Genomic DNA, 21,964 nt, shown 5'->3' on the forward strand with positions numbered 1-21,964 from the left:
AGCGTGCTCAATTACGTGTGCCCGACACCGACTTGGGTGTGCGCCCGAAAAACTGGCTGAACGCCGTGCTGAAGTTGCTGGGGTGCGAATAGCCGACGCTATAGGCCGCCTCGGCGACTTGCCGGCCGGCTTCGAGCAATTGCCAGGCTTTGTGCATCCGCGCTTCCAACAGGCAGCGTCGCGGCGTCACGCCGAAGTACCGGCGAAAACCGTCCTTCAAGCGGAATTCGCTAAGCCCCACACAACTGCACAGGTAATGGTTGGTCAGGGGTTGGGCCATCTGCGCGAAGATGATCTGGCGCGCCCGCTCAAGCTTGTCCTGCTCAGGATCGCTCAGGCGGCGCTGGGTGGCGGTGGCCGGTGTGAGTATCTGCAACTGCTCCGATAGCAGGCTCAGGGCATGGATGCGCAGGCCCAGTTTGTCCGGGTTGTTGATTTCTTTCAGTTGGGTCAAGGCCTGGATATGCGCACGGCTGCTGCTGGTGTTGGCATGGAAGGTCAACTGCCGCAGGCCACTGTTGGGGGCGTGGGCCTCGCATAGCAACTGTGCGCAGCGCTCCTCGCCTATGTAGTCGGCCAGGGTGTTTTCACTGACGATCAGGCGCAGCTGTTGCACATCCTGGCGAGCGCTGAAGCGTCGCTCGCCACGGCCATCGCGAAAGCTGTTGATTGAAGTCTGGCCGGCCTTGAAGGTCACTCGGTTGCCGTGCTGGTCGCAATATTCGGACTCGCCGCGTAAACCGAAGGTGATCACCAGGGTGCGTTGTTCGGTTTCCTGATGGCTGGTTTCCACCAGGTCGGCATGGGGCATGTAGCGTGAGCGCACCAGGCTCAAACCTGGTTCCAACAGGTGCCGTTCGAAGTGGCATTCACCCACCTGTGAGGGCAGCCGATAAGCCACCCAGTCCTGGGTCTGGCACCGCGTGGTCGGGTAAGCCTGTCTAGCCGATATCCTTTCTAGCATCACTGTTATCTCGAGTTGTCTCGTCGGGATTGACCACACGTTAGAGCTATTCCCAAAAGGGTGGAATAGGTCGCGCCGGAACCCATACGAAATTCGTTGAATGGCATACAAACAAGAATCATTATCATTTTGCGCGACTGATACCATTTTTGCCATTGAACCAATGAGCACGTTTGGGAGCGCATCAAATGAACGTCAATCAGCCTGGGGCCGGTCGTTACGCCTGGGGAAAAAGTACATCGCTATGGGCCGCCTTGTTGGTCGTTACGGCCCCGCCGGCCAACGCGCAGGAAGAGTTGCCGGCGATCACCGTGACCGCCAATGCCTTGTCCCAGAGTGCCGAGTCGGTGCCGGCGGCGATGAGTGTGTTCGATGGCCAGACCCTGGAGCGTGAACATGTGCAGGACCTGCCGAGCGTGTTGCGGCGGGTGCCGGGTTTTGGCTTTCAGCCCTTCGGCCAATCGGCGATTCAGCCACCGGTGGTACGCGGTATCAGCTCCAACTTTGCATCTTATTCTTCATCGGCGCTGATGATGGTCGATGGCGTTCCGACGTTCATGGCACAGGGTTTTGACCATGACATGCTCGGCATCGAACGCGTCGAGGTGCTGCGTGGGCCGCAATCGGCGCTGTACGGACGCAACGCCGAAGCCGGGGTTGTGAACATTTATACCCGCGCCCCGGATAACACCCCCCACGCCCGGCTCTCCACCGAGTTGGGCAGCCGCAACAAGCGCGTAGCGCGCGCCGATCTCAGTGGTCCGCTGGTCGAGGACCGCTTGTTCCTTGGGGTCACCGGTAACTGGAGCGAGCAGGATGGCTTTATCGATGACCGCTACCACGGCGGCCAGGCCGACGACCGCAAGAAGCACGGCGGCCGCATGGCCTTGCGCTGGACACCGAATGACACCTCCGAGGCCATCCTGCGTTACTCGCGCCAGGACTATGACGACGGCGCAGCTCAATGGGGGGCATCCGGTACCCGGCGCACGCGGGTCAGTTCTGGTGTGCGTGGCTGGGATCATTCCAGCGCGCGCAGCGTGTCCCTGGACCTGAGCACCGAACTGGCTTCGGGCTTGAAGTTTCGCTCGGTGACCGGCAACAGCGACTTCTATGACCGGGTCCTGCAGGACACCGACTTTCGCCCCGCCGACGCCCTGCATATCGGGCGTGATAACCACTTCAATACCTTGTCCCAGCAGTTCACCGTGGAGGGCACTCTGGGCGACAGCCAATGGGTTACCGGGGTGTACTTCGACCGCGACCGCCACGACCTGGGCGGCGAGCAAAAAACCCCGATGCGCCTGCTGCCCTACAGCGCCAAACTGCAAGGGCACAGCGCCGCGCTGTTCAGCCACTGGATGATCCCTGTGGCCGAGCGCTGGACCCTGACCCTGGGCGGTCGCGCCGAACGTGACTTCGTACGCTTTACCCCGCAGGGCGGCGACTCCCGCGATGCGTCCTGGAAGCGCTTCTCGCCCAAGGTTGCGTTGCAATACGAATGGATGGACGACGCCTTCGTCTATGCCAGCGTTGCCGATGGTTTCCGCGCCGGCAGTTTCAATACCTTCAGCCCGGCCGCCAACTACCCGGCCTACGCCCCGGAAAAAGTCCGCTCCTGGGAGATCGGCCTCAAGGGCGGTGCCCTTGACCGTCGCCTGCTGTACTCGGTGGCCCTGTACACCATGGATATCGATGATATGCAGGTCCAGCAGATGCTCACCCCCGGCGTGGTGTACATCGCCAATGCCGCGTCCGCGCGCTCCAGTGGCCTGGAATTACAAGCCGACTACCTGTTGGGCGAGGGCTGGAAGCTCCAGGGTGCCGTGGCCCTCAACCGCACCCGCTTCGACACGTTTACCGATGCTGCCAATGACTATTCCGGCAATCACAACCCCTTCGCCCCGGACCTGACCGGCAACCTGGGCCTGCGCTACGACGCCGAGAACCGCTGGTACACCCAGCTCAACCTGAGCGCCGTCAGCCGCACCTACCTGGACGCGGCCAACAGCAACCGCCGCGCCGGCTACGGCCTGATCGACCTCGACGTGGGGCGCAGCTTCGAGCGTTTTGAAGTCAGCGCCTACGTCAACAACCTGGCCAACAAACGCTACGACGCCGTGGGCTACCAGAATGGTTTCGTGGACGTGTACAGCCCCCCTCGGGAGTTGGGATTGCGCCTGACGTTCGACATGTAAACAAGGGAATCCAGACCGTGAATATTATTGATTTCAACCACAGCCATCCGCTGCAGGCCTATTGGCAACTGGCCGGCGCTGCGGTCCAGGCCGAAGCCCTGACGCTGGCCCTGGAGCTGGACCTGTTCAGTGTGCTGGCGCAGCCCCTCGACGTGCCGACCGTGGCTGCGCGCCTGCAACTGGCGCCGGGTAACACCGGGCATTGGCTTGAACTGCTGTGGAGCATGGCGCTGTTGCAGCGCATCGACGGCCCGAACGGCAGCCGCTATGGCCTCAGCGAAACCTCCCGGCGCTATTGGCTGCCGGGGCCGCAGGGCTGCGTCGACGCCTGGCATTATCGGGTCAAGGCCCTGCGCCAGGCAGGTGCCGGCCTGCGCCAGCGGGTGTTTGGCGAACCGGTCACGGCGCCCGCCAAACCCGTCAGCGGTGGTCAGGATTGGGCCGCGGCGGCAGCCACCCATATTGCCCAGGAGCAGCGGGCGATCAGTGTGCCCGCAGTGTTGGGGTTGTTGCAGATGCTGCCCGAGGTGCAGCACGCCGAGCGGGTGCTGGATCTTGGCGGCGGGCCGGGGTTGGTGGCCCAGGCTCTGGCGCAGCGCTACCCCGGCCTGCACGCGACAGTCTTCGACTGGCCACCGACGGCGGCGGTGGCCGGGCAACTGGCGGCCGAAGCGGGTTTGCAGGAGCGGGTCGCAATCATCGGTGGCGATCTGGCCAAGGACGGATTCGGTGAAGGCTATGACGTGATCTGGTGCTCTTCGGTGCTGCATTTCGTGCCCGATTGCCTTGGCCTGCTGCGTCGCGTGCATGGCGCCCTGCGCCCCGGCGGGGTGTTTGTCTGCGCCCACGCCGAGCGTTCCGAACAACCGGCGATGAATGCCCGAGTCATGCCTTACTACCTACCGATGCTCATGGCCGGGCGCTTCGTCCCGCGTGCCGGGGAATTGGTCGGGCTGCTGACCCAGGCCGGCTTCGCCACGGTAGAGCATGCCGGTGAGTGCGACTTCCCGATGGCGCCGCTGACCGTACGGCTGGCCCGCAAGGGTGTGCGATGAGCCTGCTCAAGCACCTGACCTTGCACCTCTCGGCGTCGGCCTGGTCGGCAGAACTGGCCCCCGTGGCCGAGGCCCTGGCCCGCCGCTTGAAGGCTCAGGGTGGGCAAGTGGCGACAGGTGGCCAAACCTTGTGCGATGACGCAGGGCATCAGGTCCAATTGCACCTGCGGCCATGGCCCGCGCCCTCGACCGTGGCCGCTAGCGCTGCGCTGGTGGAGGCGGTGGTCGGCCTGACCGCCTTGCACCAACGCTCCAGCGGCGAGCCTTTACCCCTGGGCGTGGATTACTGCGCGACGTTCACGGCCTCGCTGTTGTTGACTGCCGCACTGGCCAGCCTGCTGGGGCAGGCGCGTGGTCTGCCTGCGGCGCGGCTTGCCATGAGCCATGGCGGTGCGGCGCTGTTGGCGATCGGCCAATATCTGGCCATGGACAGCGCCGACGGCGGCTACCCACCCGAGCCCGCTCCCCCGGCGGATGCGGTGCGGCCTCCCTTTACCAGTGCCGATGGCGTGGTGTTCGAACTCGAAGCCCTGAACCCGGATGCCTGGCTGCGATTCTGGCAGCAGGCCGGGGTCGATATTGCCGTGGCTGGCAAGGGCTGGCGTCCCTTTATGCAACGCTACACCCGAGCCACGGCTTGGTTGCCGGCCGCACTGATGCGCGCCGCCAGTGAACATGATTTTGCCCAGTTGCAAGCCATGGCGAAGGAGGCGGGCACTGCACTGTGCGCCTTGCAGCGTTGGCAGGATTGCCGTAACCAACCGGTGTTCCAACCATGGATTCAGAGCGGTGGCTGGCGCTGCACCGAATTCGCCCCAGGGCCAGGCGTGAACGGGCCCGACGAGCAGCAGCCACCACAGCATGCCGGTCTGCCGTTGCAAGGGATCACCGTGGTGGAGTGCTGTCGCTTGATCCAGGGACCATTGGCCGGGCATGTGCTGCGGCTGTTGGGCGCAACGGTGATCAAGGTCGAACCGCCGGGAGGCGATCCGATGCGCGGCATGCCGCCAATGGCCGGTGAAATCTCGGCGCATTTCGACGCGATCAATCGGGGCAAACAGACTGTACAGATCGATTTGAAAGCCCCCACCGGGCGCGCCGAACTGCTGGCTCTGCTGGCTCACGCCGACGTGTTTCTGCATAACTGGGCTCCGGGGCGGGACGAACAATTGGCCTTGCAGCCGCACACCCTTGCACGCCTGCTGCCGCGGTTGATCTATGTCTCGGCCTCGGGCACCGGGCCCGCACCGACATCGGACCAGCCCCTCGGTACCGACTTTATGATCCAGGCCTACAGCGGTCTGGCCGAGCGGATTCGCCAGCCCCACGGCGCTGCTGGCGGAGCGCTGATTACCCTGGTCGACGTACTCGGCGCAGTGGCGGCGGCCGAAGGTATTGTCGCCGCGCTCTACGCCCGGCAACGCGATGGCCGCGGGCGCTACCTCGATTCCTGTATGGCCGGCGCCGCCGCGCTGCTGCTGGCCGGGCAACCCGATGGGCAGGCACCGGAACCGGCCGAGGCCTTCGCCTGTCGCGACGGTTGGTTGATGCTCGACCGCGCGCAGAGCGCCCGAGGGCGCGATGGCCTGGCCCGTCTCCAAGCCGACCCGGGCCTGGCGCCCTGGTGCGCCGAGCAAGACACCCATGCCTGCTGCCGCGCGTTGCAGGCTATGGGCGTGATGGCCGTGGCCGTCACTGCCGACCTGCGCCAATTGCCCGATCTACCTCTGCTGGCGGGCGCCTTGCGCCAATCGGCCTACCTACATGTGAACAACCCCTGGGAGATTTCCAACTTATGAATGGCGCCTTATTGGCCCGGGCGGCTGTCGACAGCCACCCAGGCCACCCCGAATTTATTGACCTGGTGCCCCGCGCCCTGCGACAGCAGTGGCGTGAACAGGGGTTGTATCAGGGCCTGGATCTGTTCTCCTCGTTTTATCGCCTGGCCATGCAACAACCCCAGGCGCTGGCAGTGGCGGATGCCCACTACTGCCTGAATTACCAACAGTTGCTGGCGCGCGCCTTGAGCCTGGCCAAGGTCTTGCAGCAACAGGGCGTGGTCGCCGGTGATGTGGTGGCGGTGAACCTGGCCAATGGTTGGCAGGCCTGTGCCCTGGACCTGGCCGTGGCGGCGCTGGGGGCGGTAGTGCTGCCGTTTCCCATTGGTCGCAAGAAGCATGAAAGCCGTTCGCTGTTGCAGCGCTCCGGGGCCAAGGCGCTGGTCTGCGCGCGCTGGGTCGGCGAAAGCGACTATGGGGCGATGATCGATGAGCTGGGCGCGCAGTTGCCGGCCTTGCGCATCCGCATTCTGCAGGGGCCGTGCCTGGAGGGCTGGCTCGATCTGGAGCAACTGTGGGATGGACCGCAGTTGGCCTATGAAGCGGGGTGGATTGATGCCGATGGCCCGGCGCGGCTGATTGCGTCCTCGGGTTCGGAATCGGAGCCAAAGCTGGTGGCCTATTCCCACAATGGTTTGCTCGGTGGCCAGGCGGCTTATCTCGATAGCCTGAGCCAGAGCGGCGCACCGGTGCGGGCGCTGTTTTGCGTGCCCCTGGCCTCGCCATTCGGCTCACTGGCCACCTCCTGTGTGATGGCCGCCCAGGGCGGGGCGCTGGTTACCCTGCCGCGCTTTGACCCCGATGAAGTGCTGCGCGCGGTGGTCAGGTACCAGGTCACCCACCTGTATGCGGGGCCGAATATGGTCGACCTGTTGCTGGCCAGCCCGTTGTTGCAGCAAAAACCCTGGTCCAAGGGCGCGCTGGCGCTTGAGGCCATCATTAGCGGCGGGTCGGCCCTCAGTGCCGAGACCGCCCGTGGCGTGAAGCGCCTGTTGGGTTGCAGCCTGATCCAGTCTTACGGCTCGGCGGATGGCGTGGCCTGCCATACCGCCCTCGACGACCCTGCGTCGGTGCTGGTGAGCAGTGTGGGCAAGCCGGACCCACGCGTGGTCAGCGTGCGGATCATGGACGAGCAGCAGCAAGCGCTGGCGCTGGGCGAAGTCGGTGAAATCTGGGCCCTCGGCCCCATGACCCCGCTGTGCTATTACGGCGCCCCAGAGCTGAACCAGAGCGCACGGGCAGCCGGTGGTTGGGTCAAGACCGGTGACAAAGGCCGACTCGATGCCGAGGGCCGCCTGCAAGTGGTGGGGCGCAAGTCCGACGTGATCCTGCGCAAGGGGGTCAAGGTCAATGCCGGTGAGTTGGAAATGCTCTTGCACGAACATCCACAGGTACTGGATGTCGCGGTGGTCGCCGTACCCCAGGCAAGCGGCGAGGGTTGGGTGCAAGCCTGTGTGGTGCTGCGTGATCCCCGCGAGGGCTTGAGCCTGGAGGCCGTCAATCATTTCCTGCAACACCAGATTGGCCTGGAACGCTTCAAATGGCCGGACGCTATCAGCGTGCACCGGGCATTTCCCCTGGCGCCTTCGGGGAAAGTCGACAAAGCCACCCTACGTGACGAACTCTCGAGCACTAACATGAACGTATCTGCTTCTTGCGTAACCCTCAGTGCCGCGCCGATTCTCGACCTCCTGACCGGGGTCGAACGGGCCGGGGTGCTGCGCGCCGCCATTGAACTGAAGGTCTTCGATGGCCTTGCCGAACACCCCGCCAGCGCCGCGACCCTGGCCCGGCAGCTGGGCACCAGCGAGCGCGGCATGCGCATCCTGCTCTCGGCCCTGGCCGGGTTGGGCCTGCTGCACATTGGCGATAACGGGTGCTACGGCCTCAACGACCTGTCGCGTCGCTACTTGCTGAGCCAGAGCCAGCAGTATGTGGGAGGCCTGGCCCATGTCTACAGCGCCGACCTGATGTGGGAAACCTTCCGCGATTTCAAAAGTGCGGTAATCGCCGGCAAAAGTACCCTGGCGCAGAACATCGAGGCCGATGACCATCCTTACTGGCAGGAGTTTGCCGCCGGGATCGAGAGTACCAGCCGCACCACGGCGCGGCGGCTGGTGAAGCTGTTGGATGACTGGACGGCACGGCAGACGCCCCTGCGGATTCTTGATGTGGCGTGTGGCAATGGCATCTATGGCTTTACCTTCGCCCAGCAGTACCCTCAGGCTCAGGTCACTGGCCTCGATTGGCCGTCGGTGGCCAGTGTCACCGAGGGTTTTGCCAGGCAGTTCGGTGTGGCCGAGCGGGCGCGAGTGATCGGTGGCGATATCTTTTCGCTGCAGATCCCCGGCCAGTACGAACTGGTGATCATGAGCCAGATTCTCCACCACTTCGACCCAGAACGTTGCCGCCAGTTGATCGCCCGCGCCCGTGGGGTGCTGGCGCCCGGTGGCAAGCTGCTGATCAGCGATTTCATGACCACCGGCCTCGACCCGGCCCTCGATCCGCTGCCCCGTTTGTTCGCTGCGCAGATGCTCGGCCTGACCGACTGTGGCGACACCTACGCCGTGAGCTTTATCCAGTCGTTGCTGTTGGAGCAGGGCTTTACCGAGGTCACGGCCCAGCCCCTCAAAGGCCTGCCGATCCACTGCCTGCTGGCCAGCTCCCCGACCTGATCTGTTCAACCTTGCCCATGGACCACCATGGGTAGGGCTTTTTATTGTCTGGAGGTTTACATGAGCATTGAACAATCCGCCACCAGCGGGCTGCGGCCACGTGCTGCGGCAGGCGGCGAGCTGTGGCTGCTCCTGGGTTTTATTGTGGTAACGCTGAACCTGCGCATCGCTTTTGCCGGGGTCGGACCGATCCTCGGCGAGCTGCACCTGAGTACGATCCAGGCCACCCTGGTCGCCTCGCTGCCGCCGATCTGCCTGAGCCTGTTTGCCCTGGTCGGCGTGCGCCTGCGCCAGCGCTTCGGCGAGGAACGTACGCTGTTTGCCGCGTTGCTGGTATTGGCCGTGGGCTGTGGGGTGCGTGCCCTGGGGGTGGGTGGCCTGTTTGCCGGGACCTTGCTGGCCGGGGTGGGGATCGCGGTGATGAACGTGGTGGTACCGGCCCTGGTGCGCAAGCGCTTCCAGCCCAGGCAGATCGGCCACATGATGGGGGTGTTTTCGCTGATGCTCGGCGGCGGCGCAGTGTTGACGGCTGGCTTGACCGTGCCGATCTACCAGGGCCTGGGCGCGAATGTCGATGCGGCCTACCTGACCTTGGGCGCCTGGGCCATTCCTGCGGTGGTCGCCCTGGTGTTCTGGATCCCCCAACTGGGGCATGGCCAACCGCTTGCCGCTGCGCCCACCGCATTGAGCGCGGCCCGCCCGCGAGTCCTGGGAAACCGTACGGCTTGGTCGATCACCCTGTTCTTCGGCTTCCAGGCCTTGAACCTCTACGCCTTGCTGGCCTGGTTGCCGAGCATCTATATCGAGCGCGGTGCCACGGTTGCCGAGGCGGCGCTGTACTTGGCAGTGTCTCAGGTAGGCCTGGTACTGGGCGGCTACTTCGCGCCGGTGCTGGCAGCCCGGGTCAAGGACCAGCGTGGCTATATTGCCGCGACCGTAGGCTTGTGCCTTGCCGGGTGCCTGGGCTTGCTGTACGGGCCATTGTCCCTGGCTTGGCTGGCGATGCTGGTACTGGGGATCGGCCAGGGGGCGGGACCGGCGCTGAGTGCCTTGCTGTTTGTGCTGCGCAGCCCCGATCAGCAGGTCACGACCCAGCTGTCGGCGATGGCCCAGGGCTTTGGATTTATGATTGCGGTGCTGGGCCCCCTGGGCATGGGCTTGTTGCATCAGTACTCAGGTGGCTGGGACCTGCCGTTGCAGGCGTTGATTGTCATCTTGCTGTGCGAGTTGTGCGTCTCGTTGCGCGCCGGCAAGCCCGGCACCCTGGCTGATTGAGCACAGGAGAGCCGTCATGTCGCAAACTGCATTGAGTGCCCAGATCAACGCACGCATCGAAGGCCTGCCGGTGGTTGGCTGGCAGGCCCGGGTGCGGTTGTTGCTGGGGGTGATCACCTTTTTTGAAGCCTTTGACCTGCTGTTGATTTCGTTCACCCTGCCGTTGCTCAAGCAGCAATGGCAACTGGACCCAACCCAGGTCGGCCTGATCGTTGGCAGTGGCACCTTTGGCATGTTGCTGGGCGCATTGTGCGCCGGGGCGCTGGCAGACCGGGTAGGGCGCAAGCCGGTATTACTGGCGGCGATGCTCCTGACCGGGTTGTTCAGTGCATTGATTGCCTGTGCCAGTGATTGGCAAGGGCTGCTGGTGGGGCGCCTGCTGCAAGGGCTGGGGATTGGCGCCGAGGTGCCGATTGCCGCGCTGTACCTCAGCGAAATCATCACCTCCAAGGTACGCGGGCGCTTTGTACTGCTGTATGAGCTGTCCTTCCCCTGTGGCTTGATGTTCGCTGGGGTGGCTTGCACCTGGGCATTGCCGGTGATGGGCTGGCGACCACTGTACTGGCTGGGCAGCGTGCCGATGGTGTTGGCGGTGGCGGTCTACCTCTATGTGCCCGAGTCGGCGCGCTGGCTGGCGGCGCGGGGGCAACTGCGCCGGGCGCAGGCGTGCATGGCGTATATGGAGCGCGCCAGCGGCCATGCGGTGGCCACGCCGCTGTTGACCGAAGCCCCTGTAGCACGGCCTCGGGACAGCGGGCGTTGGCGGCAGCTGTTCGACCCGGTGCTGCGTCATGCCTCGGGCAGTGTCGGGTTGCTGTGGTTCCTCGGCTATCTGGTGAATTTCGCCTTGTTGATCTGGCTACCGAGCCTTTATGTGGAGGTGTTTTCCACTTCCCTGGCACAAGCCCTGAACTTTACGCTGTGGAGCAACATCGCCGGCCTCGGCGGCTGCATGGCCGCAGCCTGGTGCGTGGACCGGATCGGGCGTGTGCGCTTGTTGTTTGGCGGCTACCTGGGAGCCGGCCTGAGCCTGCTGCTGATCGCCTTGACTGTGGCCTGGCAGCAAGTGCTGCTGGTAGCGTTGCTGGCCGCCAGTTGTTCATTTTTTCTTTACGCGGCGAACATGAGCCTGCACCTGTACACGCCCGAGTTGTATCCCACGTTGTTGCGGGGCAAGGGGGCGGCCTGGGGCGCGCTGTGCAACCGCAGCGGGGCTTTGTTGGGGGCGGTGGGCATGGGCTGGGTGCTGGCTCTGCATTGGGGCGCGACGGCGATTTTTATCTTGCTTGGCGGGCTGTTGCTGCTGGCCAGCGCCATCGCTTTACAGGCCCGGGAAACCCGGGGCCAGGTGCTGGGGTGACGGCTGTAGGGGCGGGCGAGCCCGCTCCTGCAGTAGAAGCCTTATACGCCTTGCAGTTGAGCGGGGCGGTCAAGGCTGAAGATTCGCCTGCGGCTATGCCAGGCCAGCAGCAGCACCAGGACCAGCCCCACCAGCAGGCAGCCGAGCATGCCGGGGTAGCCAAGACGGTCGAGCAACACCCCGGCGAGTATGGGCACCAGGGTGCGCGCGGCGACAAACAGGCTCGATTGGATGCCGTAGTCCACGGCTGCGAGCCCAGGACGGGTGTGGTACATCATCAAACCAAACATCAGGCCGGCTGAGGCTCCCATAGCCAGGGCCACTAGCAGGGCGGCGGCAATCAGCGCGTTGTGCCCCAGGCCCGCGATTATCACCAGTGTCAGAAAGCCGATAGCCACGAGATTGCCCAGGGCCAGCAGCGGCAGGCTGATACTGGCGCCGATCCGCCGGGTCAAGCGCCCGGCGAGCATGCTGGAGAGGGCGCCGGCCAGGCCGCCGACGATCCCGACAATCAAGGCAATGCGGTCCGCCGCAAAGCCCTGGTCGAGCATCAATGGCTTGAGGTACAGCCACACCGCGCCCAGGAACGGGTAATACACCAGCACCAGCAAGGCCCAGGTGCGATGTTCGGCAATGGCGAAGTAACCGGGCCACTGGCGCCAGCCGGCCAGGGGCGCGAGTGGGGCGGGCAGGCTCTGGCATGGCGTGGCCTGGGGCTTGAGCCAGGGCAGCAGCAAGACCCCCGACAGCAAACCCAGCGCCAGCACGTAGAAGGGCCAGGCCCAGCCGGCGCGGGTGTGCAGCAGCAACATCACACCACCGCCGACTATCGCGCCCAGGGACATGGCTGCAGAACGGATGGCGCCGGCACGTACCCGTTCCGACTCCGGCAGGATCTGGATCGCCAGAGCGTTCAACGGCACGTCGGCCCAGGTGCCGAGTACGCTGACCAGCATCGCCAGCAGGAACATCCGGCTCGCTGGCGTGTTACCCAGGTCATGGGCGGCGAGCAGGCCCAGGGCGGCGGCGTAGCAGAGCATCAGCAACAGGGTCCAGTTGCGGTAGCTGGCCTGGCCCAGCCGGTAACGATCCACTGGGGTGGCAAACAGGAACTTGAGCATGGCGGGCAGGCCGGCCAATTGCATCAGGCCGATCTGCGTGCCACTCCAGCCGTTCTGGCGCATGACCAGGGGCAGGCCGATATAGAGGTAGATCAGCGGCGCGGTGAGCGCCAGGTTGAGCCAGCCCAGCAACAGTTGCTGGGGCCACCATGAAGTGCGTAGAGCAGGGGTCGGCATTGCGGCATTCCTTATTGGCGCCCGATCAGGCGCAGGCCCACCTCCCGGATCGGGCTGCAGGCTGTGGCAGCGGTGCCCTGGCAACCCAGGGCGCAGTGGCGCAGGCGGATATGGCCGGCCAGGAAGGGATGTTAGTGCAATCGGAGATGAGAATGATTAGCATTGTGTGTGCGCGGCGGTGAATTACATATGGCAAACGGCAGGTGCCCAGGCATTTGCCGCGCCCTGTAGTCTGATCCGCAGCCATAAGACCGGTGCCTGCTTGGTCATGGCACCGCAAGGAAGGTAGGCAAGCGCGGCCGGTCGAGCCAGGCGCGCGTATTTAAGGGGGATGGATATGCGAGAGTTATCGAGCCCGGCCCGGGCAAGCCAGGAAACGTCGGAGTCTTCCAATTGGACCCAGTTTGAAGGGGCGGCGGGGACGGGCACATTTCAGGTTGAACGGTTGGACTGCGAAGCGGGATTCACGGTGATCAAGTCACAGATGACTGCCCATAAGATCTGCGCCGAACTGTGCCAGCACGAGGGCGCAGAGCGCATGCTGGTGATTGCCTTCGCCTTGTCCGGGCAATCGGAGTTCCGTTGCCCGAAGGGCCGGGAAATGAAATTCCAGCCCAACCAGGCCACCGTATCGATTTTTCGCGAGGGCCAGGGCCAGCGGGTGTATGCCGCCGATACGCCGATCCAGCAACTGCGCCTGGTGGTTACCGAATCGGCCCTGGCGCGCTTTATTGGCCCGCAGCGTTGCCAAGGCCTGCTCGGCAGTGCCCTGGGCCCGCATGAAAGTTTTCGTCAGGTGGCCTGCTGCGACATCAACCCCAGCGAACACCTGCGGCGCCTGAAAAGCCCGAGCATTCACCAAGAAGACGGCCTGACCCAGCGCATTCACGCCTTGAGCCTGCTGTCGGAGCAACTGCAAGCCCTCGAAGTGACGTCGAGCCGACAAGCCAAATTGACGGCCAGGGACCTCGACACCCTGGACCGCATTGACCTCTTCATGCAGTCCAATCTGGACAAGCCACTGAACAACGCCTACTTGTGCACGGCCATGGGCGTGAGCGAATACCGGCTCAAGGAATACTTCCGCCAGGTCCACGGCATCAGCCCGGGGCGCTATTTGCTGGAACTGCGCATGACCCGCGCACGGGAGTTGTTGGCCGCCGGCTACCGGGTGTCCGAGGTGGCATACAAAGTGGGTTACCAGCATCCTAATAACCTGACGGCGGCGTTTACCCGTCACTTTGGCCACACGCCCAAGTCGGTATGTGGCAACCGCGTCGTTTGAATAGCGGGCCGCTGCCTAAGGTTGCTACGCAGGTGCAGGCTGAGCGCGTACTCCTTGAACAACGGGAGCGTTTCGGCGCTTAGGATAGGTTCAGCGTGCCTTGCGTTTTAAGCCATTTTCGCAAGCGCCCGCGTGCATTTTCATAAGGGGACGCGGTGTTGAACTGGATCATCCGCCCCATCGTCCAGTGCTCATACCACGGGCATTCATAAAGCTCGGTATTGTCGCGGCTCTGGATGATGGAGACGATGCGCTGCTTTGCTGTGTCGAGTCGATCGAGCAGTGGCTCAAAAGCGATGCCCTCGTAGTCGCGGTAAAACTTCTGTGCAAGCTGGCCTAACTGGTTCCACTTGAAGCCGGTTTCCGGGAAGTCTATGGCGTTGCCGGCGGCGTCTGCGTCCAGCCACTTGAGCACCAATTCGTTCCAGCCCACCAGGTAGGCGAGCAGGTTGGCGACGCTCATCTGCGTTCCCTTGGCATGCCCCTCCAGGCTGCATTCGTTGACCCGTTGCATCGGCACCTGCTTGATGACAGTGAGCAGTTTTTCGTACTGGGTGTTGATGGCATCAAGCAGTTCTTGTTTGTTCTGAGGGACCGCCATATATCACCTGTCATGCAAAAAATTCTATTCGTCAGAAATGTGTCCTGCATGGGTATCAGCCATTCGGGGCGTTCTTCCCGGGGGGATCGGCGGGCGGGCGATTCAGAGGCGTGACTGCTGCTAGTGTTCGTTCGTGCGCCTGGCTTTGTTGTTGTGCCTCAAACGCCTGGGCCAGGAAGTCGATCAAGGTCCGCACTGAAGGCAGCAGCCCCCGCCGTGAAGGGAAAACCGCACTGATCACGCCTTCGGTGGGTTGCCATTGCGCGAGCACGCGGACCAGGCGGCCTTCTTTTAATTCATCCTCGACCACCGCCAGCGGCAGGTTGGCGATCCCGACGCCCAGCAGCACCGCGCTTTTCAGGGTGGGCATGTCATCGCTGATCAGCCTGGGCACGTGGCTGATCTCAGCCGTCACACCTTCTGGGCCGGTCAGCGCCCACACGTACTGCACCATCGGGTTGCCCCAACTGATGGTCGGCAGTCCTGATAAGTCAGTGGGGTGTTGCGGCAGTGGGTGCTCCTGCAAAAAACCTGGGCTTGCCACCAGTACCTGGGAACTCCTGGCGAGCAACTTCATCACCAGGTCACTGCTTTCCAGGGGGGGAAAGCACAGGTTCAGCGCAATGTCATAGCCCTCGCTGATCACATCGACCTTACGGTTGAAGCTCTTCACGTTGAGTTCGACGCTGGGGCACTGGGCCATGAACTGGGCCAGCATCGGCGCCACCCAGTAATTGAGCAGTGCGGTGGTGCAGCTCAGGCGAATCACCCCACGCGGCTCTGCTTTGTTGAAGGCAATCAGGTCTTCGGCGGACTCGGCTTCGGCGGTCATCGCCACGCAGTGGCGGTAGTAGGCCAGGCCAATATCGGTGACCTGGAATTGACGGGTAGAGCGCTGGATCAGGCGTGCCCCCAGCCGCGCTTCTAGCTGGCTGACCCGGCGGCTCAAGGTCGACTTGGGCATGTTCAGCGCCCGACCGGCCGCCGCGAAACCACCATGCTCAACCACCTTGGCGTAGAGGAAGAGTTCATTGAGGTCGAACATGGGGATCGTTCCATTTTTGAGATTCTGAAGTTTAATTCAACCACTACCGGATACCTAGCGTGATGACTAAGGTGGAGCGGCTGTTTCTTCCCGGCTGCCGATGTGCGGCGAAGACGGCAGCGGGCGGGGGCGTTCCATTGTTGGAATTGTCAGCTGTGGTCAGGCGCTGTGAAGCCAGAGGCCCCGCTAGCGAACTGATCTGTCGAGTCACACCCCATTCGTATCTGCACAGGACGTGCAGAGCTTGCCGGGAATTTGGCAGGCAATGACACCAGGGAGGTTCATCCACGCAAGAGGATATGCAAATGAGCGCTTCAGGTAACGCTGCAAACTTTAATGGTCAGAAGCCGACGATTGATCCCACCGACACCGCGATGTTGCTGATCGACCACCAGAGTGGCCTGTTCCAGATCGTCAAGGACATTGATGTTCCTCAATTGCGTGCCAACGCCATCGCCTTAGCCAGGGCGGCGACGCTGTTGAAAATCCCGGTGATCACCACCGCTTCGGTGCCTCAGGGACCGAATGGCCCGCTGATCCCGGAAATCCATGAATCGGCGCCCCACGCCCAATACGTTGCCCGCCGTGGCGAGATCAACGCCTGGGACAACCCTGAATTCCGTGCCGCCGTCAAAGCCACCGGCAAGAAGACCCTGGTGATTGCCGGCACCCTGACCAGCGTGTGCCTGGCGTTCCCGTCCATTGCCGCAGTGCATGAAGGCTACAAGGTATTCGCCGTGGTCGACGCCTCGGGCAACCACTCGAAACTGGCCACCGACCTGACTGTCGCACGCCTGGCCCAGGCCGGCGTGGTGCCGATCGACATCATGGGCACGCTGTCGGAGCTGCAAGGCTCGTGGAACCGTCCGGATGCCCAGGAGTGGGCGAACGTCTATACCCAGGCGATGCCGCACTATCAATTGCTGATCGAGAGCTACATCAAGGCGCAGGAAGTGGCAAATAACCACGAAGAGCTAGACTCCCAGCGCAAGTAAATACGGCTGACCTTCCCCGGTGCGGCCCATTTCGGGACGCGCCTTTTTACCAGGAGCATCAAGATGTCTAAACCCTACGTTCGCTTGGACAAAGACAACGCAGCTGTCCTGCTGGTTGACCATCAGGCTGGCTTGCTGTCACTGGTCCGCGATATCGAACCCGACAAGTTCAAGAACAACGTCCTGGCCCTGGCTGACCTGGCCAAATACTTCAAGCTGCCGACCATCCTCACCACCAGCTTCGAAACCGGCCCCAACGGCCCGCTGGTGCCCGAGCTCAAGGCCCTGTTCCCGGACGCGCCGTACATTGCCCGCCCGGGTCAGATCAACGCCTGGGACAACGAAGACTTCGTCAAGGCCATCAAGGCCACTGGCAAGAAGCAACTGATCATCGCTGGCGTGGTGACCGAGGTGTGCGTAGCGTTCCCGGCACTGTCGGCCCTGGCGGAAGGGTATGAAGTGTTTGTGGTGACCGATGCCTCCGGTACCTTCAACGAGCTGACCCAGCAATCGGCCTGGAACCGTATGTCGGCCAATGGTGCGCAGTTGATGACCTGGTTTGGCCTGGCCTGTGAACTGCACCGCGACTGGCGCAACGATATCGAAGGTTTGGGGACCTTGTTCTCCAACCACATTCCTGACTATCGCAACCTATTCACCAGCTACAACGCGCTGACCGAAGGCAAATAGCCCCACCTCCTGTAGGAGCCGGCTTGCCGGCGAAAAACGTCAACGATAACGCGGGAAACCTGAAGAACCGCGGCGTGCTTGAGTTTTTCGCTGGCAAGCCAGCTCCTACAAAAGAGGCTGGCGAAAATCGTTAACGATAACGCGGGGTGTCTGGTCTCTTATTTCACCGCAGGCTGGCCCACCGGCACCCGTCGCTCCTCACTCGTCAGCAGGCGGATCAGCGGCGAGGCGATAAAGGTGCTGATAATGGCCATGATCACCAGCATGGTGAAGTACTCCTTGGGCAAAACACCCAGGTCATAGCCCACGTTAAGCACCACCAATTCCATCAGCGCTCGGGTGTTCATGCACACGCCGATCAGCGCGCTGTTGCGCGGTGTTTCGCCCAGCCAGCGGCTGGCGCCATAGGCCCCGAAAAATTTGCTGGCAAACGCCACCAGGCACACCAAAAAGCAATTGAGCAGCGCCGTGTCGCCGTTGAGCGAACCGATGTCGGTGCGCAGGCCGGTGTAGGCAAAGAACACCGGTAGGAAAAACGCATTGACCAAGCCACTGACCTTGGCATTCCACTGTGTGACAAAGGGCCGGTGGGTGTGCAGGGCGACGCCGATGATAAAACCACCAATGATCGAAAACACGCCGATCAGGTTGGTAATCACCGCACTGCCAAACAGCACGATCAGCATCAGGGATATGCCCTGGGCCGACAGTGGTTTGCGCTCCAGGTCGCCGATGATCCAGCGCAGCACCAAGGGCCGCACCACCCACAGCACCAACACGATAAACACCGCCAGCGCAAGGATCCTGCCCAGTGACGCCCACACGCTGAAGTTGGATGCAATGATCGACGTTACCCCACCGAGGATCAGCCAGCCGCACACATCATCGATGGCCGCCGCGCCAACCGTCAGGGTGGCCACGCGGGAGCGGGACAGCCCCAGCTCCATGAAGATCCGCCCGAGGATCGGCAGGGCCGTGATCGACAACGCCGTGGCAAAAAACAGTTGGAAGGCCAGCAGTGGCGGCTTGTCGCCGACGATCTGTTGCCAGAAATACTCGGCCACCAGGAAGCCACTGACAAACGGCACCAGCAGGCCACCCAAGCTGATGGCCATGATCGAGCGCTTACGCCCCTTGAGGTGGGCACCGAACTCAAATTCCAGGCCCACCTGGAACATCAGCAGAATCAGGCCGACCTGAGCGGTGGCGACAAAGGCCGTGGAGGTTTGCGGCACAAAAATGCTGCTCAGCAGCTCCGGGAAAAAATACCCCAGCAGGCTCGGGCCCAGGACTAGCCCTGCGAGAATCTCCCCAGCCACCGGGGTTTGTCCCAGGCAGCGGGTGCTGAGCCAGGAGATCAGGCGGCTGGCGCTGAAAATCACGATCAGTTGGATCAGGAACAATAGGGTCAAGTGCTCGGCCTGGGAACCCACGGCCGATTGTCCGCCCGCAGGCGCAGGGGGTTGGAGCGTGATAGCGCTGGTGTTGGTTTGCATGGGGTGTCCTAGTGCTTGAAGTGTTAGAGCGCAGGCTTGCGCCAACCGCCCAATTCCATTTCCAGAAAGCGCGCGGCTTCCAGTAACAACGCGTCCTGGCCCAGCCCGGCCACCAGTTGCACGGCCACCGGGCAGCCGTGGTCGAGGCGCCCGATGGGCACGCACAGGGCCGGAAAACCGAGAACATTGAACAGCGCGCAATAGCCGATATCGAACGGGCGATGCAGGGCGCTGCCATGGGCCGGCGCCACGCTCGGGGTGGCCGGCAACACCAGAATGCTCTGGCCGTCGAACAGCCCGGCCAGGGCCTGCTGCAAGTGATCGCGCTGCTTGAGGAACCGCGCGAGCCCCGGGTTGCCCAGCCGATCGCCGCAGCTGTCCATCAAGCTGGCAAGCAGTGGCCCCCGGGAGAACTGCGGCCTGCCAGCCAGGGCTGCATACAACGCCCGTGGATAATTCAGTGGCTGCCCATCCCCGAGGTAATCGGCCAGGTGAATGCGGGTCTCGCACTTGAGGACGGCCAGCCAGATAAAAAAGGCGTTGGTCAAACAGCCTTCATTCCAGGCTTGCACCTCCACCCCCTGGTCTGCATAACGCTGGCCGGTCTCGATCACCCCGCCAGTCACGGCGGCCGAGAGTGGCGTGCCCCATTTGAGAGGGGCCGGCAGGCAGACGAATACACGCTTGAGCGGTGTCGCCTGGGCCGGTTGTTGGTAGCTCGAATGGATATTGCGGTCGATGCCGTCGCTGCCGGCGATGACCTCCAGCACTGCGCCCAGGTCCTCTGCGTACCGGCACAGGGGGCCCGCTGCAAAGTGGCTGGCAACGGCTTGGGACACCGGCAGTGACACACGCTGCTCATCCAGTGGCAGATGCCCGCTCAGCGGCACCAGCCCCCGCGACGGCTTCAAGCCAAAGATCCCATTGAACGCCGCCGGGATGCGGATCGAGCCGCCGCCGTCGGTGCCCAGGGCAAAGGGCACGCAACCGCTGGCGACCATTACAGAGTCGCCACCGCTGCTGCCACCGGCGGTGCGTAAGGGGTCGTAGGGGTTGAGCGTGCGGCCATACACCAGGTTGTCCGTCTCGGGCCACAACGCCATCTCGGCCTGATTGCCCAGGGCCAGGGGGATGGCGCCGGCCGCCAGCAGCCGCGTGGCGACCGTGGCGGTGCTGCGGGCGCGGCTGTTGCTGCGCAGGCGTGAACCGCAGGTCTTGGGGTACCCCGCAAGGCCCAGGCCTTCTTTCATGGAGAAGGGCACGCCATGCAGGCGTCCCAATGGCCGCCCTTTGAGCACATCCTCTTCGGCCCGGCGTGCTGCGGCGCGGGCGTCGTCGAACAGGTCGACTGCCATGGCATTGCATAACGGCTGGACCTGCTCCAGGCGCGCAATGCATTGCTCGATCAGCTCCACCGGGGAGATCTGCTTGCCGCGGATCAACCACGCCAGTTGCACGGCACTCAGTTCCAGCAGGTCTGTGCGGACCTGCGCCATGCCGTTCATCCGCGACGTACCAGGTCGAGGAAGCCACCGTCCTTGCCAAACGGCGACTTGAGCAACTCCGGCGACTCGCCATATTTGTAGAACAGCGAAGGGCGCAGGCGCAGGACCGCAGCCCGCGCCAGGTCCTGCACGGCGCCACAGCCATGGCGCAGCAACAACCTGAGGTGGCGCGTAGACAGCGACCACTTGACCATTTTCATCAGCCGCACCCGGAGCAAGGCCGAGCGCAGGTAATAGTTGGACGCGTAAATCGGCCGTGCGCGGTTGTCGGCCTTGTACAGGTCGAAGTTGATGGTGCGCGAATAGAGGTTGGGCATCATCGTCGGGCTCAAGCCCGGGTTGGAGCGGCGGATCTCTTGCAGCAGGCAGGCAAACGGCAGGGGCGAGGGTTGCATCTCGCGGGTGTAGCGCGGCAGCAGGTCGGCAAATTGCTGGGCCTGATGACCATCGAGAAAATCCCCGGTCATGTACATCGGCAACACCACATGGAAGTACGCCATGTTGGCGAACAGCAGGGTCCAGCCCATCATGAACGGGTCGTCCATCACCTCGTACCACTTGCTCCAGGTGTCCTGCAGGGCCAGTTGCGCCTGGATGTGCGATTCCAGGCAATTGACGTAGGCGGGGGTCAGGCTGCCGTGGATATCCTTCTCGATCATCGCCGCGACTTGCGGGATCTGCTGCGCCACATAGGCCAGCCCGGCGCTGTTGGCCGGGTCGAAGGTAAAGGCCGCGTCGCCCAGCAGGAACCAACCCTCGGTCGAGTAGTATTGCCGCGCCTCGTACATGTAGTTGTGCATGGCCTGGGTATCGACCAGTTGGCCCGACTCGATCAACTCGGTAATCACCGGATGGTCGGCCATGACCTTTTCCTTGAAGGCCTCCAGGGTGCTGATTTTCTGCTCGATCATGTCCGGCCGGTAGGTGATGCCGATGCTGATCATCTCGTTGCCGTCATCGCTGCGCATCGGGATCATCCAGATCCAGTAGCCCTTGCCATAAAAATGATGAGTCACGTAGTACGGGTCGTAGCAGTGATGCTTGTCCTTGTGCGCGGTGATGCTGGACAAGATGCTGCGGTCGAAGTCCTTGAGCCTGAGCCAGAAGGTGCTGCGCTGGTACGTGGCCTCTTTGTGCAGCTTGAGCTTTTTCGCCATGAAACGATTGCGGCCGGTGGCGTCCACTACCCAATCGGCGGTCAGTTGCTGTTGCTCATCGGCGGCGCTACGCAGGGTCAGCAGGTGGGTGGCGTGCTCACCGGCATTGAGGTCGACGGCGGTGACGTCGGCCTCAATCATGTGTACCTGGTGATCACCGACAATCTGGCGCAGGTCCTTGTCGAAGCTGAAGCGGTTGAGGTTGTAGGCCGGCATGCGGATCACGCCCGGTGCCTCGTGCACCACGTAGTTGCGGCACTCGGGGTTGTTGCGCAGCTTCAGGTAATAGGTCAGGCCGTACTTGTGGTAGTGCTTTTCTTCCAGCAGGCGCCCCAGCCCCAGGCCCTTGAAGAAGTGGGTGGTCAACTCGACGGTGGACTCGCCGACAATCGGGCGCTTGCGGTCCGGGCGCCCGATCAGGATGACTTCGACACCCGGTAGCCTTTTTTTGAAGTACAGCGCGGCCAGGTGACCGGCTACGCCGGCCCCCATGATTGCGATTCGTTTCATGTCGTCAGTCCCTGAAC

The 21,964-nt window shown here is 63.2% G+C and carries 16 protein-coding genes; 9 read left to right on the forward strand and 7 right to left on the reverse strand.

Translation table 11 applies throughout. The features are described 5' to 3' along the window. Positions 1-7: 7 nt before the first annotated feature. The gene (locus tag HKK57_RS21630) at positions 8-826 is read right to left on the reverse strand and encodes a helix-turn-helix transcriptional regulator (protein WP_237150452.1); all 819 of its coding nucleotides are present in this window, start codon (positions 824-826) and stop codon (positions 8-10) included. Positions 827-1,152: 326 nt separating this feature from the next. Here HKK57_RS21630 and HKK57_RS21635 point away from each other — a divergent pair, with 326 nt between their 5' ends. The 6 genes from HKK57_RS21635 to HKK57_RS21660 are packed head-to-tail and all read left to right on the forward strand — an operon-like array spanning position 1,153 to position 11,365. Beyond that, positions 1,153-3,162, forward strand: coding sequence for a TonB-dependent receptor (locus HKK57_RS21635; RefSeq protein WP_029293809.1), 2,010 nt, complete (start codon positions 1,153-1,155; stop codon positions 3,160-3,162). A gap of 17 nt (positions 3,163-3,179) precedes the next feature. Continuing rightward, on the forward strand, positions 3,180-4,217 hold the full coding sequence (locus tag HKK57_RS21640) for a methyltransferase (RefSeq protein WP_029293811.1): 1,038 nt from the start codon (positions 3,180-3,182) through the stop codon (positions 4,215-4,217). Beyond that, entirely contained in the window at positions 4,214-6,016 is a 1,803-nt protein-coding gene (locus HKK57_RS21645; protein WP_050492811.1) for a CoA transferase, read from the forward strand. Before HKK57_RS21640 ends, HKK57_RS21645 begins: the two co-directional genes overlap by 4 nt. Further along, complete coding sequence (locus HKK57_RS21650) at positions 6,013-8,730, forward strand: AMP-binding protein (protein ID WP_070995691.1); 2,718 nt, start codon at positions 6,013-6,015, stop codon at positions 8,728-8,730. The genes HKK57_RS21645 and HKK57_RS21650 overlap by 4 nt, the downstream gene beginning before the upstream one ends. Positions 8,731-8,790: 60 nt before the next feature. Continuing rightward, positions 8,791-10,005 (forward strand): MFS transporter, encoded by a 1,215-nt coding sequence (locus HKK57_RS21655; protein ID WP_070995692.1) that lies wholly within the window; start codon positions 8,791-8,793, stop codon positions 10,003-10,005. Between the two features lie 16 nt (positions 10,006-10,021). Further along, positions 10,022-11,365 (forward strand): MFS transporter, encoded by a 1,344-nt coding sequence (locus HKK57_RS21660; RefSeq protein WP_154906074.1) that lies wholly within the window; start codon positions 10,022-10,024, stop codon positions 11,363-11,365. A gap of 41 nt (positions 11,366-11,406) precedes the next feature. Here the strand turns inward: HKK57_RS21660 and HKK57_RS21665 are convergent, their stop codons facing one another. After that, complete coding sequence (locus HKK57_RS21665; RefSeq protein WP_029300551.1) at positions 11,407-12,663, reverse strand: MFS transporter; 1,257 nt, start codon at positions 12,661-12,663, stop codon at positions 11,407-11,409. A gap of 484 nt (positions 12,664-13,147) precedes the next feature. Here HKK57_RS21665 and HKK57_RS21670 point away from each other — a divergent pair, with 484 nt between their 5' ends. Then, the gene (locus HKK57_RS21670) at positions 13,148-13,948 is read left to right on the forward strand and encodes an AraC family transcriptional regulator (RefSeq protein ID WP_224791092.1); all 801 of its coding nucleotides are present in this window, start codon (positions 13,148-13,150) and stop codon (positions 13,946-13,948) included. Positions 13,949-14,027: 79 nt separating this feature from the next. Here the strand turns inward: HKK57_RS21670 and HKK57_RS21675 are convergent, their stop codons facing one another. Together HKK57_RS21675 and HKK57_RS21680 are read right to left on the reverse strand one after the other, a co-directional pair. Continuing rightward, positions 14,028-14,549 carry a ClbS/DfsB family four-helix bundle protein gene (locus HKK57_RS21675; protein ID WP_169390738.1) on the reverse strand — a complete coding sequence of 174 codons (522 nt, stop codon included), beginning with the start codon at positions 14,547-14,549 and terminating at the stop codon, positions 14,028-14,030. Positions 14,550-14,604: 55 nt separating this feature from the next. Further along, positions 14,605-15,594, reverse strand: a complete 990-nt coding sequence (locus HKK57_RS21680) for a LysR substrate-binding domain-containing protein (RefSeq protein ID WP_169390739.1) — start codon at positions 15,592-15,594, stop codon at positions 14,605-14,607. Between the two features lie 305 nt (positions 15,595-15,899). Between HKK57_RS21680 and HKK57_RS21685 the strand changes: the two genes are divergently transcribed. Both HKK57_RS21685 and ycaC read left to right on the forward strand, forming a co-directional pair. Continuing rightward, the gene (locus HKK57_RS21685) at positions 15,900-16,589 is read left to right on the forward strand and encodes an isochorismatase family protein (protein ID WP_169390740.1); all 690 of its coding nucleotides are present in this window, start codon (positions 15,900-15,902) and stop codon (positions 16,587-16,589) included. A 63-nt stretch (positions 16,590-16,652) separates the two neighbouring features. Further along, the gene (gene ycaC / locus HKK57_RS21690) at positions 16,653-17,279 is read left to right on the forward strand and encodes an isochorismate family cysteine hydrolase YcaC (protein WP_029300559.1); all 627 of its coding nucleotides are present in this window, start codon (positions 16,653-16,655) and stop codon (positions 17,277-17,279) included. A gap of 158 nt (positions 17,280-17,437) precedes the next feature. On the opposite strand, the gene HKK57_RS21695 is transcribed toward ycaC, so the two are convergent. Genes HKK57_RS21695 through HKK57_RS21705 form a run of 3 tightly spaced genes read right to left on the reverse strand, consistent with a single transcriptional unit; the run spans position 17,438 to position 21,947 of the window. Then, positions 17,438-18,775: a cation:proton antiporter gene (locus HKK57_RS21695; RefSeq protein ID WP_050493066.1), complete on the reverse strand. Its 1,338-nt coding sequence runs from the start codon at positions 18,773-18,775 to the stop codon at positions 17,438-17,440. Positions 18,776-18,798: 23 nt separating this feature from the next. Continuing rightward, a complete protein-coding gene (locus HKK57_RS21700) occupies positions 18,799-20,271 on the reverse strand; it encodes an amidase (RefSeq protein ID WP_070995709.1) in 1,473 nt (490 codons plus the stop codon). Positions 20,272-20,276: 5 nt separating this feature from the next. Next, complete coding sequence (locus HKK57_RS21705; protein ID WP_154906070.1) at positions 20,277-21,947, reverse strand: NAD(P)/FAD-dependent oxidoreductase; 1,671 nt, start codon at positions 21,945-21,947, stop codon at positions 20,277-20,279. Positions 21,948-21,964: the final 17 nt, after the last annotated feature.

The organism is Pseudomonas sp. ADAK21 (assembly GCF_012935735.1).
GTDB classification, from domain to species: domain Bacteria; phylum Pseudomonadota; class Gammaproteobacteria; order Pseudomonadales; family Pseudomonadaceae; genus Aquipseudomonas; species Aquipseudomonas proteolytica.